Here is a 14982-nt window from a genome sequence, read left to right as displayed (position 1 = left end):
CTGAGGTCCTCTGTCGTTGGGCACGAAGGTGCGTGGGGCAGAGAGTGGGCCCCTGCTGCCCCTATTCCAAGCCTGGCCCTGCGTCGCCCGGGTCCGGCCGGGTCCGACCGGCCCTTGGCGACCCTGCCCGGCGGGTCGTCGCGGCCCGGTGCCGCCGGAGCGCCGAATAGCCCTTTATGCGTGATCCCGCCGGCAGAAGCTATACTGGGGGAACCGGAATCTCTTGGTGGATCGTCAACTGGTGGGTCTTGCTACGCTTGTTCAAGCCGGGGCGTTTCGCGGGACCGCGCGCCGTCGGCGCCCGTCTTCCCGTCCTCTGGCGGCGGCGCCTCGGGCGCCGTCTCCTCTTCCATCCCACTCGGTTTGCAGGTCGGCTTGCGCTTCTCGCCGAGCAGATCGACGACGACCATCTCGCAATGACAGGAGGTCACCGACGAGCTCGGCCCGCGATGGCCGCCGTTCCCGATCCCGTGCATTGGGACCCGCCCGCGAGATTGCAACTGACACCGGTAGCGGCCCCGTTCCGGAACAGGGTGGCGGTGATGGACAGGGACCCCGACGGTACCCTTCCGATCATACTGCCGGCGGTGCAGGCGACCGGCATCACCTGCTGGACGAACGACTCGGTGGTGCTGAGCGCCTGGGGTCCGAATACGGTCGTATAGGACGGCAAGCTGGTGCCGGGGAGCACGACGAACCGGCTGATCAGAATATTGCGTCCGCCGCCCCCCGTGCTCGGTGTCGCGGGTGCCCAAGACGAGGTGGCGGTGCTGTAGGTCAACACCTGGCCCTCGGACGGGGCCGTGGCCGCGACCGCGCGGCCCTGGAGCCGGATCACGGTGGCGCTCGCACTCCCCGCCGTCGAGCTGATGTCGCCCCCCAGGGCCGGCAGCCGGGCCGCGTTGAGTGTGCCCGAGAGTGCCGTGGTCGGGATCGACGCCTGACCGGTCACGGCGCCGGTGCCGTTGCCCACCAGGAACCCGGACAGGGTCGTGGCCCCGGTGCCCCCGTTCGCGACCGGGACCAGGCCCAGGCTGACCACCGGGGTGCTGGTGCCGTTGGCGACCGAGATTGCACCCAGGCCCGAGACCTGGGTCACGGTTCCGTTGCCCTTGGCGTTGAAACTGGCCCAGTCGGCGGCGGACAGGAAGCCGCTGCTCCCGCTCCCCGCCTGGGCGAGGCTGATGGCGGGCGTGCTGTTGCCGTTGACGACGGACAGGGGCGCCCCCGCGGTCACCGGACGGCCAGCCGCGTCCCGCGGGCCGACCCGGGCCGTGCTGCCCGGGTCCGCGTCGGGGCGGGGCCCTGGGGGTCTGCCGAAACAACTGAAACGTGACATCAGGGCGATGGAAGGGCGCAAGGAATCCGGGCAGGACTCAGCAATTCCCGCTCGCCCGCCGCGTGGTCGGCCAAGGCGAGCGCGCGGCGGCAGCTCTTGTGCGTGGTTCGCCGATCATTTGAAGATCGCCTTTAGCCGCGCCACCTCGGCGTCGCTCCAGCCTTGCGGTTCGGTCAGCGCCAGCCATGCGTCGATGTAGTGTGCCGACGCGAATTCGTGTCCGAAGCCCTTCGGGGTCTCGCCGACCACCATGTCGGCAGCCAGTTGCAGCATTGTCACGAGCGGAAACCAGCGCAGGTCGGGCGACACGTCGGGGCCGCGGGGTGCCTGCAGCCATTGCGGCTCTCGCCACGCCGACTGTGGACTGAAGAAGGTGATCGGGTCGCTCGCGTACTGGAGGAAGGCGATCCGAAAGGCCCCCCAGGGTTGGTCGCCGCGGTCCAGTCCGCCGTCCTGGTTCATGAATCGCACCACCGACCCGCCGCGAAAGCGGGGCAGCCAGGCGGGCGATCCGGGATCGCGCTGATCGGTCATGCGCCGCCAGGTGTCGTTGCGGAAGGGTGGGCCGCTCCAGAGTGCGCCGTTGAACGGGTCATCGATGATGTCATAAAGATCGAACGAGCGATCGGAGTTCAATGAACCCAGGCTCAATCCGTTGAGGTAAAGCCTCGGCCGCGCGTCGCGGGGCAGGCTGCGCCAGTAGCCATAGACCTCCGAGAACAGGACGCGGGCCATTTCGGCGCCATACGCGCCCTCGGTCAGCAGTGCGAGCGGGCTGTTCAGATACGAATACTGGGCCGCCACCGTGGCAATGTCGCCACGATGCAGGTACTCGACCGGGTCCTGCGACGCTGCATCGATCCAGCCGGTGCCGGTCGGTGTCACCAGCAGCAGTACCGAGCGTTTGAAGCCGCCCACGCGCTTTAATTCTTCCAGTGCCAGACGCGCTCTGCGTTCGGGACTGTCGGCTGAATTCAAGCCGACATAGACGCGGATCGGCGCCGGCAGCGGGGCCGAAAAAAAATCGCTCAGGGCTTTGGCGTCGGGTCCGCCCGCCACGAAACTGCGGCCCTGGCGGCCGAGGTCTTCCCAATTGATCAGGGACGCCAGGCTGCCGGTCTGGTCGGAATGGGTCGGCTGCGGCAAATCGGGCTGAATCAGCGCATCGAGTTGCTGAAACGAACGATCGGCGACATGCAGCAGGCCGCTCAGCAAAACCCCGTCGATCACGGACCAGAACAGCGCGACCGCGGCAACGATACCGAGGAGATGTGAAATTCTCGGCGGCACGAAACGCCGCAGTTGGACCGAAAGAACCCGAAACACCCAGCGGAACGCGCGGGCCAGCGCCAGCACGACGACGAACACCAACACGGCGATCGGGCCGAGCAGCAACGGTTGCAGGCCGGTTGACTCCTCCATGCCCATCAGCTCGCGGAGCGCGTTTTGCCAATGGGTCGCCTGCCACAGAAAACTGACCGCGACCACCAGGCAGAGCAGCGCCGCGCCGGACTTGATGACGATCGCGGTGCGCCGGCGCCATACCGGCAACTGCAGATAGTCCCACAGGGCTAGCGTCGCGACGCCAAGGCCATAGCCGGCCGAAAATGACAGGCCGGAAAGAATGCCCTGAATTAAAAACGGCCTTGGCAGCAGCGAGGGGGTCAGAGAAAAGGCGAAGAACAGAGTCCCGACGAGTAGGCCGACAACATTTGGATACATAGGCTTCGTATTCTCTCCGACTGAGCAACCGCGACGGTACGAGGATCGGCGGCAGTATAGCCCACTTCAGGTCTCTCACCCGCCGACTGAACGCGGCGCAGGGGATGTCACAGCGCCTCCTCCCAACTGCGCGAGAGCCGCGCGGCACAGTGTATGAGCCCCACCATGGAATAGGTCTGGGGGTAGTTGCCCCAGAGTTCGCCGGTCTCGGGATGGATATCCTCGGAGAGCAGCCCCAGTGCATTGCGCCGGTCGAGGATGGACTCGAACAGCCGGCGCGCCTCCGCGCGTCGGCCCAGGGCGGCCAGGGCGTCGATGTACCAGAAGGTGCAGATGGTGAAGGCGGTCTCGGGCCGGCCGAAGTCGTCCTCCACCCCGTAGCGCAAGAGTAGATCGCCGCGTCTCAGGGTCCGCCCGATCGCCTCGACGGTGCCGATGAAGCGGGGGTCCTCGGCAGCGACGAAATCCAGTTCGTGCAGGAGCAGCAGGCTCGCATCCAGGGTGTCGCCATCGAAGGTGGCAACAAAGCTGCCCAACGTCGGGTTCCAGGCCCGCGCGGCGATCTCGGCGTGCAGGCGATCGGCCGCCTGCCGCCACTGCGCGGTGCGCTCGGGCAGCTCTAGCACGCTCGCAATCCGCGCCAGGCGGTCGCAGCCGGCCCAGCACATCACGGCGGAGAAGGTGTGAACGGCCGGGCGGTTGCGCAGTTCCCAGGGGCCGGCGTCCGGCTGGTCGAAGACGGCAATGGCCAACTGACCCAAATGCTCCAGCCGCTCGAACAGGGCCGGGTGACCGGCGAGCGGCAGGCGGCGGTCGAAGAAGGCGTGGGTCGCGGCCAGGATGACACTGCCGTAGACATCGTTCTGAACCTGGAGATGGGCCTGGTTGCCGATCCGCACCGGCCCCATCCCGCGGTATCCCGGCAGGGCCGGGGCGATGCGCTCATCGAGGTCGACCCGGCGGGTGATCCCATAGCAGGGTTTGAGCATCCGGTCCTCGCTCTCGGCGACGATATTGGCGATATAGCCGAGATAGGCCTCCATGGCGCGCGTGGTGCCCAGGCGGTTGAGCGCGCTGACCACGAAGTAGGCATCGCGCAGCCAGCAGAAACGGTAGTCCCAATTGCGTTGGCTGCCGGGGGCCTCCGGGATCGAGGTGGTCAGGGCCGCGACGATGGCCCCGGTTTCCTCGAAATTGCACAGCTTCAGGGTGATGGCCGCGCGGATCACCGCCTCCTGCCACTCGAAGGGGATGGACAGGGCGCGGACCCAGTTATGCCAGTGGTCGAGGGTGCGCTCCAGGAAGCGCCGGGCGGTGTCGGCGATGCCCGCGGTCAGCGATTCGTCGCCGCCCAGGATGAAGGTGAGCGGGCCCTCGAGCAGGAAGGGCGTCTCCTCGACCACATAGGACAGCGGCGCATCGGTGGTGAGACGCAGGGTACCGGCCTGACTCTGGTAGCGGACATGGTTGGAGCCGAGCGTGATCTGCGGCGATACCTCGCCGTAGGCGAAGCGCGGACGCACCCGCACCCGCAGGTGCGGTCGGCCCTTCACGGCCACCAGCCGCCGGATCAGGGTCGGGGGACGGAACATCCGCTCGAACTGCACGAAACGGGGGACGAAATCGGTGACCTCGATGGCGTTACCCGCCTGGTCCTCGAGCCGGGTGACCAGGACCGCCGAATTGATCTGGTACCACTGCCGGGTCTCGGCCAGGGGCCCGACCAGCTCGCAGGCGAAATAGCCGCCATTGTCGGGCTCCTCCGGCCGATAGGACCGGGGGCCGTTGAGCAGGCTGCAAAACACCGGGTCGCCGTCCAGGCGCGGGTAGCCGCACCAGACCACGGTGGCGTAACGGTCGATCAGGGCGGCCAGGGTCCCGTTGCCGATGACCCCGAGGTCCAGGTCGCTGGTCTCTTGTCTCATCATGTCTGTCTCATTGAATGCGCCGCCAGGCCTTCAAGCCAGTCGCGCACGGCGGCCGGTGATGGCAGCCGCGACTGCGCCAGGGTCGGTTCCCGTTCCCCGACGCGGATGGAGAGGCCGCCGAGCGCGTTGACCACGGCGAAGCCGTCCTCGTCGGTCAGGTCGTCGCCGACGAAGACCGGGGTGCGCCCGGCATAGGGGGGCTGCCCCATGAAACGCCGGATGGCCGCACCCTTGCCGGCCGCGGCCGGCAGCAGCTCGACGACCAGCTTGCCGGCCTGGAGGCGAAAGGCCGGGCCCAGTCGCTCGGCCGCGCGTCCCGCCAGGGACCGGACCTGCGCCTCCCACTGCGGGGCCAGCCGGTAGTGCATCGCAAGCGCATGGGGCTTAGGCTCCAGGATGACACCGGGCAGGCGGTTCGTCCCTTCCCGCAGGAGCGCGACAATCCCGGCCAGGGCCTCATCGACCGGCGGCGCTGGCGCGGTCTCGGTCCCGCCCAGGCGCCACTGCGCGCCGTGGGTCCCGGCCGCATCGAAGCGGCCGGGAAAGAACCGGTCGATGTCGCTCAAGGGTCGGCCGCTCACCAGGGCCAGGGCCCCGCCCAGACCCTGGGCCAGGGTCGCGATCCGGGCCGCCAGCCCGGGCGGCACCCGCACCGCCTGGGGTTCGGGCGCCAGCTCGAGTAGGGTCCCGTCGATATCCAGAAAGAGCGCCCACTCGCGTGCCCAGTCGGGATACTCCCGCGGACTGGGGGGATGGCCCGGTGGTCCCGGCACGGGCGGGCCGCTCATCGGCGACCCCCGCGCCGCCGCCAGTTGAAGGGGGCGGTGACCTCCACGATCTGGTCCTCGATCCGCTGGCGCTTGCGCAGACGGGCGGCCTCCAGGAGCATCCGCCCGGCCCAGAAATAGATATTGTGCTCGCTGACCAGGGCGCGCATCAGGTGCATCCGTTCGCGTCGCTGCTCGCGCGGCATCAGGAGGGCGCGATGGATCGCCTCGGCCATGGCGCCGCTGTCGTAGGGATTGACGATCAGGGCCTCCAGCAGTTCCCGCGAGACCCCGGCGAAGCTGCTCAACACCAGCACCCCGTCGTCGTCGTCGCGGGCGGCGACGAACTCCTTGGCCACCAGGTTCATGCCGTCGTGCAGGCTGGAGACCAGGCACAGGTCGGCCGCGCGGAACAGGGTGAAGACCTGCTCGGGCTCGTGGTGCCGGGCGACCAGGGCAATGGGCCACCAGCCGGGCCGGCCGAAACGCTGATTGACCCCGGTGGCGACCGCCTCGGCCTCGGCCTGGGTCTGGCGATAGGCCGGCAGTTTGCTGCGGGTCGGGGCCGCGATCTGCAACAGGGTGAAGCGGCCGATCCATTCCGGATGGTGCTCGAGCAGGTTCTCCACGGCGCGGAAGCGGTCGGCGATTCCCTTGGTGTAATCGAAGCGCTCGACGCCCACGGCCAGCAGCACCGCGGGATCGAGGTCATAGGACCGGCGCACCTGGACGCGGCACTCGGCCACCGGCGGCTGGCCGACCAGCGCGGTGGGCGGCCACTCGATCGAGATCGGGTAGGGACGCACCAGGGTGGTCCGGCCGCCGGTGCGCGCGGTGCTCTGCTCACGGTCGATGTGGCACTCCAGGAAGCGGTCGACCGAATCCAGGAAATTCAGGCAGTGGAACTGGGTGTGGAAACCCAGGATGCTGCTGCCCAGCAGCCCTTGCAGGATCTCCTCCCGCCAGGGGCAAATGCCGAAGACCTCGGGGTTGGGCCAGGGGATGTGCCAGAAGGTGATGATGGTGGCGCCGGGCAGGCGTTCCCGCACCATCTGAGGCAACAGGGCGAAGTGATAATCCTGGACCAGGACCAGCGGGTTGGGTGATTGCGCCTCGGCGACCACCGCCTCGGCGAACTTGCGGTTCACCGCGACATACTGGGCCCAGTCCGAGGCGCGGAAGGTCGGCCGCACGAAGACGATATGACACAGTGGCCAGAGCCCCTCGTTGGCCAGGCCATAGTAATAACCCTCCTGCTCCTCCTCGGAGAGCCAGACCCGCCGCAGGGTATAGGCGGGGGCCTCCGGGGGGACCTGGAGGTGGTCCTGGCGGTCCACGGTCTGTTCGTCTGCCGAGCCGCTGCCATGGGCGATCCAGGTCCCGCCGCAGGCGCGGGTGATCGGCTCCAGTGCCGTCACCAGCCCGCTGGCCGGGCGCTGGACGCGGATGGTGTCGCCCTCCCGGTTGTGGATATAGGGCTCGCGGTTGGAGACCACGATGACCTCGGCCCCCGGCAGTTCGGACTTGAGCAGGTGGCGCAGCGTATCGGGGTTCCAGTCGACCCGGATCGCCTCCGAGATCCCGCGCGGCACGTCCAGGTCGCGCAGCATCTCGCGCATCTCTGCGACCAACCGGGCGATTTCCGGTTCGGGTTCAGGCTCGGGCGCCCTCCCGGAGACGATCGGGGCCAGGCCCTTGCGTACGGCCCGCACCCAACCCCGGCGCACCGCGAGGGCAACCGCGACCGTGACCGCCGCGATCACCAGCCCGAGCGCGGCGATAAAGACGGCCAGGTAGCGCTCAAGCTTCGCGCCGCGCCGCTCGATAAAGCTCAGATCATGGACGATGATCAGGTCCCCCAGATCGATCTTATCGTGGCTGAGTGGAAAAACCGCGGTGAGCACCGCCCCGTCGCTACGCGGTGCCACGGTGAAGGCGGGCGCGCCGCCCGCCCGCCGCGGGCATCCAAGGGTCTTGGGCCAGGTGGTGGAGCGGTGGGACAGGCGGCCGTCGGGGGCGCACAGACCGACCGCCAGCAGCCGCTCGTCCCGCGTAATGTGCTGAAACAGCAAGTCGATCCGGGGACCGGCCGCGTCCTTGACCAGGCGTGCGACGGTGTCGTTGATGGAGTCGAAGACCAGTTGGGAGCGCGACTCCACGTCGGCGCGGAACCAGCGCTGGAGCAACTCGCTGAGCACCGGGGTGGCTGCCCAGGCGATGCCCCCCAGGACGAGGAGCAGGGGGACGATGAATCTCAGGGCCATACGCATGAGGGTGTCTGCCGCGGAGTGGGGGGAGAAGGGGCTGCCGCCCACCCCGCGAGCGACGGCAGTGGGTGCGTCTCTTGTCCCCGGTTGGTAGGGGCACCGAATTCAGCGCGGCGCCCGGCGGCCTTACTCCCCGTGCCCCCCACGGGGACCCGTCAACATCCCGGGCTTGTTCGTCGATAGTGCGCCCGCCGGCACGATCAAGCCTTGAGGTTACCGCAGAAGCAGCCAAATGTCCCGGTGTTCCAACCCGGCCACCTCGAGGCTCGTATCCGTTGCGGCAAGAGTACCTGGCTGGAGATATGATCAAGGCCGTCTTTCACCATCTCGGCGCAGGGGAACGCGAGAGCGGCTGAGCGATGCGCTCCGGCCAGGCGCGCACTGGATGTTCGACCAGGTGGTAGAAGGCCATACCGGCAATGTTGCAGCCGATCCAGGCGACGATCAGACCGCCCAGGTGTAAGGCCGGTTGTGTGCCACCCCAGCGGGCGAAGCCGGAATTTGATCAGCAGCGCAATGGGAAAATGTATCAGGAACAACGTCGCACCCCTCAACACACCGGAACAGTGACCGTGAAGACTGATTCGCAACCCCCGCAAGATGTCATAGCGGAACTGAACTGTAGCCACCCGATGGACGCCAATGACGGGGACCGGTCCCGTCTTCCGGCATTCTTCGCCTTGGCCTTCGCGTGGTCCTGGACATGCTGGCTTCTGGCGCCCGCCATCAAGGCCCGGTCTGCCCTGGCGGCCGGAGTGCTGTCCGGTCTCGGCGGCTTCGGACCCGGCGTCGCGGCGGTGGCCATGGTCGGATACGGAGGCGGTCGCGCGGCGTTGCGCGCATGGCTCGGGCGCTGTCTGCAATGGCGCATCGGTTGGCAGTGGTTCGCGCTGGCCTTCTTCCTGCCCCTGGCATTGATGGCGTCGGCAGCACTCATGCACACCGCGCTGGGCGGCGCGCTGGGGGCCTCGCCGGTCGCCGGACACCTGCCGCTCGCGGCGGCGAACCTGGTGCTGATTCTGCTGCTGGGCGGCCCGCTGGGCGAAGAGTTCGGCTGGCGGGGCTACGCCTTGCCCACGCTGCAAACGCGGCACGGCTGGCGCGTCGCGAGCCTGATCCTGGGCGCGGTGTGGGGACTGTGGCACCTGCCGTTGTTCTTCACTGCCGACACGCTGCAGGGCCGGATTCCGCTCCTGCCATTCCTGCTGTCCACCGTCGCCCTGTCGGTCGTGTTCGCATGGCTGTACAACCGCAGCCGCGGCAGTGTGCTGCCGGCGCTGGTACTGCACACCGCGGTGAACTGGTGGGCCTGGGTCGTGCCCGGGCTGCTGGCGGCTGGCGGTTCTCGGCAGTTCGCCCTGGTGTTGGGCCTGCTCGTGCTGCTGGCGATCGGGCTGTTGGCCTGGCCGAACCGTCGTGCCTGGGCGGCCCGGCCTTCAGACTCCAAGGACTGACCTTTGGCAGGAAAAAGCGCCGTCCGTTGCGGAAATCAAGCCACTTGACCCAACCCGCGCCGCCGGCATTCATCACCTTGCCTATGCCGAACATCCGGGACACAATGGGCCAGGGATAGCGGCCTCCTGGTGCCAATCCCGCAACGCGGCGCGCCGAACTCTTATGGGCCTTGCGGGGATAGCAGGCGCGTCTGTCCATTTCAGAGCCAGCGCATCTTTTGGTACACACCCTTCGTGGCAGCCGCGAACCGCGTCATTCTGTCAAAGCTTCGCGGGGCGCGGGGGGATGCGCGGCCCGATTCCGATCTTGCGCGGGCGCGTCAATGTCCGGCGAATGCCCGCGCAGGATTGGGTTTTGGAATTTCATCGCCGGATTGCTCGGCGACGCTGTATAACACAGGAAAAGGTAACGCCAATGCATCCTGGTTTTTTTAATCACCTCTTGCTCATCGGCAAGTTTGAACTCAAGAGGAGTTTTGTAACCCGCAGTGGTCTGCTGTCGATAGTGACCTTTGCCGTGGTGTGGTGTGTGATTCTGCTTTATCCGCTGCGCCTTGCTGCCGAACTGTTGGTGCAGGAAAAGGGCTTGATGCAAGGCTTCAGCTTTTTTGACGTCATTGGTTTTGGTTCGCTACAGCAATGGCTCGTTCCTGAATTCGGCCTGTTTTGGCATTTTGCGCTGGTTATCTTCCCGCTGTTGAGCATTATGCTTGCCGCCGATCAAACCTGTTCTGATCGTGATCGCGGTACCTTGCGGTTTATCGTCGTGCGTAGCAGCCGCGACCGTGTATTCTTCGGCCGCTTTGCCGGCATTATGGTGATTCAGGTGCTGTTGATCGGTGCCGCCGCATTAAGCACCCTGGCGTTGGTGCTGTATCGTGATGCCGCGCTCTTTTCTTCTGCATTGCCTGCCCTGCTCGTCGTCACCGTCAATGTAATTTTGGCCGTTCTTCCCTTCACCGCCATGATGGCGGCGTTATCCGCCAAGGTTAAATCGGCGCGGCAGGCAACTGTCTGGGCGATTTTGATCTGGACATTTCTGGCCGCCATTATCGGCGGTCTTGCTTACTATCTGCCGACACTTGCTTTTCTGACATTGCTGGTCCCCGGCTATCAATTATCCAACCTGGCGGAACTGTCAGGCTGGCACACGCTGCAATTGGCGTATGTTCCCCTGTTGCAAAGCCTTGTTTTATTGGCTGTGGGGCGCTGGATAATGGCAAGGCAAACGCTATGAAATCACCGCTTATTCTCTGTCAAGAGCTGACCCACGTCTATTCCGGCAAAGTCGCCCTCTCCAATGTCAGCTTTGAACTGGACGCGGGTGAACCGGTCGGCCTGGTCGGTCCCAATGGGGCCGGTAAGACCACCTTGCTCAGTATCCTGTCCGGTTTCTTGCGTCCCACGTCGGGCGCCGTCAGGTTGTTTGGTCAGCCGCCGGGTGCAACCCAACTCATCGGCAAGGTCTCAGCGCTGCCCCAGGTTGCAAGACTGGACCCCGGCTTTACCATCATCGAACAACTGGTCTTTTATGCCCGGCTACAGGGATTAACAACGCAACAAGCAGCCCTGGAAGCAGGCCGGGTGTTGGAAGAGGTATCACTGACAGAGGCGACCCATGAAAAACCGCCGGCGCTCAGCCATGGCATGGCCAAGCGGGTGGCGATTGCCCAGGCGCTGATCGGTAAACCGGCGCTGATCTTACTGGATGAACCGACCGCGGGGCTCGATCCTGTCAATGTCCGAACGGTGCGTTCGATCATTGCCGAACGGTCGCCGGCGACAACCTTTATCATCAGTTCCCACAATTTGGCTGAACTTGACCGGTTGTGCAAGCACATTTTGCTGCTGGAGAACGGGATGTTACAGCCGCAGACCAGTGGCCTGAACGAAGAACAGGCCGCCATTCGCTATATTACTCTGCAAATGGAAACAGGCCCGGCGCGGGAAGTGATAGCGCAACTCCAGGCTTTAGAAGGTGTGCTGCAGATCACCAACCCGCAGAAGAATGAGTTTATCGTGGCCTATGACCCTGACCTGCAACCGCATATGGATCTGCAACTGATGCAGTGTATCAATAGTCAGCACTGGCAATATCGGCAGTTAAGCCACGGCAAGACCTTGGAAGAAAAGCTTTTCTTTAGGGGCTAAGGGCATTCTGACATATCATTTTTACTAAGCGGATGCCAAGTGGTCACCCCGATTGCCTTCTCCGGCATCGCGCCCCCCAAGGTCGCCCAAAGGGGGCATCTCCACATTGCACGGAGGGGACACTACTACTTTGGGTTAACAGGGTCGCGCAGCGGTTCGCGGCGTTGGTCCGGTTGCGCTAACCTGTGGGTCCGTGCAGCGCGGTCAGCGGACCGCAACCGCGACGGCCCGCCGCTTCCCCGCTCACCTCACCCGACCAGCCCATGGACTCTTCACCAGCCCCGGACCCCCGCCCGCTCGCTATCCTGCTGATGGGCCCCACCGCCGCCGGCAAGACCGAACTGGCGGTGGAGTTGGTACGGCGCCTGCCGTGCGCGATCGTCAGCGTGGACTCGGCCATGATCTACCGGGGCCTGGACATCGGGACCGCCAAGCCGGGGCCGGCGGTACTGGCGGCGGCGCCCCACCGGTTGATCGATATCCTGGACCCGTGCGAGTCCTATTCCACCGCACGCTTCCGCACCGAGGCCCTGGCGGCGATGGGCGAGATCAGCGCCGGAGGCGGTATCCCCTTGCTGGTGGGCGGCACCATGCTCTATTTTCGCGGACTCCAGCAGGGGTTGGCGCGGTTGCCGGACGCGGACGCGCCGATCCGTGCGGCCCTGCTCGCGGAGGGCGAGCGGCTCGGGTGGGCGGCGCTGCACCGGCGGCTGTCCCTGGTTGACCCGCCCACGGCCGCCCTGGTCCACCCCAACGACCCCCAGCGCATCCAGCGTGCCCTGGAAGTCTACGCGGTCACCGGCGAGCCCATGAGCACCCTGATCGGGCGCGGTAACGCGGAGGGCGGCGACTTGCCCTATCGGTTGCTCAAGCTGGTGCGGTCGCCGACGGACCGCCAGACCCTGCACGGGCGCATCGAGCGGCGCTTCCGTGCGATGCTGGAGCAGGGCCTGGTCGCGGAGGTGCAGGGCCTCTGGGCGCGCGGCGACCTGACGACGGAACTGCCGTCCATGCGCTGCGTGGGCTATCGGCAGGTCTTGAAATTTCTCTTAGGGGAGTACAGTTTCGACGAAATGCTGCACCGCGGCATCATCGCGACCCGACAACTGGCAAAACGCCAGTTCACCTGGTTGCGTGCCGAGGCCGATTGTCATTGGCTGGCCGACGAGGGAGAGCCGCTGGCGCGGGCACTTGCGTTGATCGCGGCCCGGCGCGACCGGCCTTGAGGGTCGTTTGAACGCTCGCGCGCTAGAGCCGCGTTTCTAGCGGACCTGGAAGCCGGCAACCCCGCGAATCACGCCGCGAGGCCGGAAGCAACCAGAGAATATATGGACAGGATTAACAGGATTCTGCAGGATTAACAGGATCAAGAACACCGTGACGTCAGTCATCGGCACTTCCGGAAATCCTGTAAATCCTGAAAAATCCTTTTAATCCTGTCTATTTATCACCAGCAGGCGCGGTTTTCGATGCTGTGTGCGGCCTCCGACTCGTCGGTTTGCGGCGAAGCATCGTGAGGATGATCGGGCGCCCCGAGAGACCGTAAAGGCGATACACTTAAGACTCATCGATTGCGTGGCTCGGCATGTCCCGGCTGCAGACCACGCACGCCGACGCCCGCGCCAGTCGCGGCCGGTCAGGCATTCAAGCCGGGCAAATCTTCTCGGTAACGACTACAACAAGGAGCCAAAGCCATGTCCAAGGGCCAAAGCCTGCAAGACCCCTTCCTCAACGCCCTGCGCAAGGAGCGCATCCCGGTCTCGATCTTTCTGGTCAACGGGATCAAGCTCCAGGGTCAGATCGAGTCCTTCGACCAGTTCGTCGTGCTGCTCAAGAACAACGTCAGCCAGATGATCTACAAGCACGCGATCTCCACCGTGGTGCCGGCCCGCAACGTCAAGCTGCCGCCGACCGGGGATGAACTCGACGAGACCGGGAATGCCTAGGGCACCAGGTCTGTCGTGATCGACCGGCCGAGTTCCGGCGAGCGCGCCATCCTGGTCCACCTGGACCTGGGCGGCACGGCCGAAGCCGACGAGCGTGAGGAATTCGCGCTGCTGGCCAGCTCCGCCGGCGCCCTGGTGGTCGGCGCCCTGGGGGGCAGCCGCAAGGTGCCCGACGCGCGGCTCTTCATCGGCAGCGGTAAGGCCGTGGAGTTGAAGGACCTGGTGGCTGCGACCGGGGCCGAGCTCGCGGTCTTCGCCCACCCGCTCTCCCCGGCCCAGGAGCGCAACCTGGAGCGTCTGCTCGAGTGCCGGGTGGTGGACCGCACCGGTCTGATCCTGGATATCTTCGCCCAGCGGGCGCGCTCCTTCGAGGGCAAGCTCCAGGTGGAACTGGCCCAGTTGCGCCACCTCTCGACCCGCCTGGTGCGCGGCTGGACCCACCTGGAGCGGCAGAAGGGCGGCATCGGCCTGCGCGGTCCCGGCGAGACCCAGCTCGAGACCGACCGGCGGCTGCTCGCCAAGCGCATCGCGCTACTCAATCAACGGCTCGACCAGATCCAGACGCAACGCGCCCAAGGGCGGCGCGCCCGCGACAAGGCTGAACTCGCGGTGATCTCGCTCGTCGGCTACACCAACGCCGGCAAGTCGACCCTGTTCAATCGCCTGACCGAGGCGGGCGTGTACGAGGCCGATCAACTCTTCGCCACCCTGGACCCCACGCTGCGGCGGCTCGCCCTGCCGGACGGGGGGCGGGCGCTGCTGGCGGATACCGTGGGATTCGTGAGCGAACTGCCCCATGAGTTGGTGGCGGCCTTCCGCGCCACGCTGGAGGAGACCCGCAACGCCGCCCTGCTGCTGCATGTGGTGGATGCCTCGGCTGCCCATCGGGCGCGTCTGATCGCCGATGTGGAGACGGTCCTGGCGGAGATCGGGAGTCTGGAACTACCGCGTCTGGAGGTCTGGAACAAGATCGATCTGCTGGACGACGAACCCCCGCGGCTGGAGCGCGATGCGGCCGGGACGCCGGTGCGGGTCTGGCTGTCCGCCGCCACCGGGGCCGGGATCGACCTGCTGTTGGCGGCCGTGGCGGAACTGATCGACGGCGCCCGCGCGCCCCGCGTCCTGCGCCTGGGCCCGCAGGACGCCCGTCTGCGTGCCTGGATCTTTGCCCATGCCGCCGTTCTGGCCGATGAGCCCGACGATCTTGGGGGTTCGCGCCTGGAGATCCTGATCGCCCCGGGCGACTTGCGGCGCCTGGCGGCGCAGGCGCCGGGTCTGGCAGACCAACTCGGGCTGGACCAGGAGGGCGGGGGCGACGAAGAACCTGAGACTCCGGAGTGACTCACGCGTGCCGGGTTTGCGCCGCGGCGGTCCGCTGCCTACAATCGGCGGTCCGGTGTCGCGGTGC

Annotated in this window: 12 protein-coding genes; 6 read left to right on the top strand and 6 right to left on the bottom strand. The window is 66.4% G+C overall.

Annotated elements, in window-relative coordinates; all coding sequences use genetic code 11:
• Positions 1 to 251: 251 nt before the first annotated feature.
• The 6 genes from THSYN_RS15835 to THSYN_RS35355 form a co-directional block, all read right to left on the bottom strand.
• On the bottom strand, positions 252 to 410 hold the full coding sequence (locus THSYN_RS15835; RefSeq protein ID WP_172965205.1) for a hypothetical protein: 159 nt from the start codon (positions 408 to 410) through the stop codon (positions 252 to 254).
• Positions 411 to 427: 17 nt separating this feature from the next.
• Positions 428 to 1339: a hypothetical protein gene (locus THSYN_RS15830; RefSeq protein ID WP_100919989.1), complete on the bottom strand. Its 912-nt coding sequence runs from the start codon at positions 1337 to 1339 to the stop codon at positions 428 to 430.
• A gap of 114 nt (positions 1340 to 1453) precedes the next feature.
• A complete protein-coding gene (locus THSYN_RS15825) occupies positions 1454 to 3061 on the bottom strand; it encodes an alpha/beta hydrolase (protein WP_100919988.1) in 1608 nt (535 codons plus the stop codon).
• A gap of 107 nt (positions 3062 to 3168) precedes the next feature.
• On the bottom strand, positions 3169 to 4989 hold the full coding sequence (locus THSYN_RS15820) for a glycoside hydrolase family 15 protein (RefSeq protein WP_236848578.1): 1821 nt from the start codon (positions 4987 to 4989) through the stop codon (positions 3169 to 3171).
• On the bottom strand, positions 4986 to 5777 hold the full coding sequence (otsB, locus tag THSYN_RS35360; protein ID WP_216644544.1) for a trehalose-phosphatase: 792 nt from the start codon (positions 5775 to 5777) through the stop codon (positions 4986 to 4988). Before otsB ends, THSYN_RS15820 begins: the two co-directional genes overlap by 4 nt.
• Positions 5774 to 8026 carry an alpha,alpha-trehalose-phosphate synthase (UDP-forming) gene (locus THSYN_RS35355; protein WP_216644543.1) on the bottom strand — a complete coding sequence of 751 codons (2253 nt, stop codon included), beginning with the start codon at positions 8024 to 8026 and terminating at the stop codon, positions 5774 to 5776. Before THSYN_RS35355 ends, otsB begins: the two co-directional genes overlap by 4 nt.
• 629 nt (positions 8027 to 8655) lie before the next feature.
• Here THSYN_RS35355 and THSYN_RS15810 point away from each other — a divergent pair.
• The 6 genes from THSYN_RS15810 to hflX all read left to right on the top strand — a co-directional run bounded on the left by THSYN_RS15810 (position 8656) and on the right by hflX (position 14915).
• Entirely contained in the window at positions 8656 to 9477 is an 822-nt protein-coding gene (locus tag THSYN_RS15810; protein ID WP_100919987.1) for a type II CAAX endopeptidase family protein, read from the top strand.
• Between the two features lie 415 nt (positions 9478 to 9892).
• A complete protein-coding gene (locus tag THSYN_RS15805; RefSeq protein WP_172965295.1) occupies positions 9893 to 10714 on the top strand; it encodes an ABC transporter permease subunit in 822 nt (273 codons plus the stop codon).
• Positions 10711 to 11628, top strand: coding sequence for an ABC transporter ATP-binding protein (locus tag THSYN_RS15800; RefSeq protein WP_100919986.1), 918 nt, complete (start codon positions 10711 to 10713; stop codon positions 11626 to 11628). Before THSYN_RS15805 ends, THSYN_RS15800 begins: the two co-directional genes overlap by 4 nt.
• Before the next feature lie 263 nt (positions 11629 to 11891).
• Entirely contained in the window at positions 11892 to 12854 is a 963-nt protein-coding gene (miaA, locus tag THSYN_RS15795) for a tRNA (adenosine(37)-N6)-dimethylallyltransferase MiaA (RefSeq protein WP_100919985.1), read from the top strand.
• 468 nt (positions 12855 to 13322) lie between these two features.
• On the top strand, positions 13323 to 13574 hold the full coding sequence (gene hfq / locus THSYN_RS15790) for an RNA chaperone Hfq (RefSeq protein ID WP_100919984.1): 252 nt from the start codon (positions 13323 to 13325) through the stop codon (positions 13572 to 13574).
• Between the two features lie 15 nt (positions 13575 to 13589).
• Positions 13590 to 14915, top strand: coding sequence for a ribosome rescue GTPase HflX (gene hflX, locus THSYN_RS15785; RefSeq protein ID WP_100919983.1), 1326 nt, complete (start codon positions 13590 to 13592; stop codon positions 14913 to 14915).
• Positions 14916 to 14982: the final 67 nt, after the last annotated feature.

It is taken from the genome of Candidatus Thiodictyon syntrophicum, from assembly GCF_002813775.1.
GTDB lineage: Bacteria > Pseudomonadota > Gammaproteobacteria > Chromatiales > Chromatiaceae > Thiodictyon > Thiodictyon syntrophicum.
This window is presented reverse-complemented; position numbering and strand designations above follow the sequence as displayed.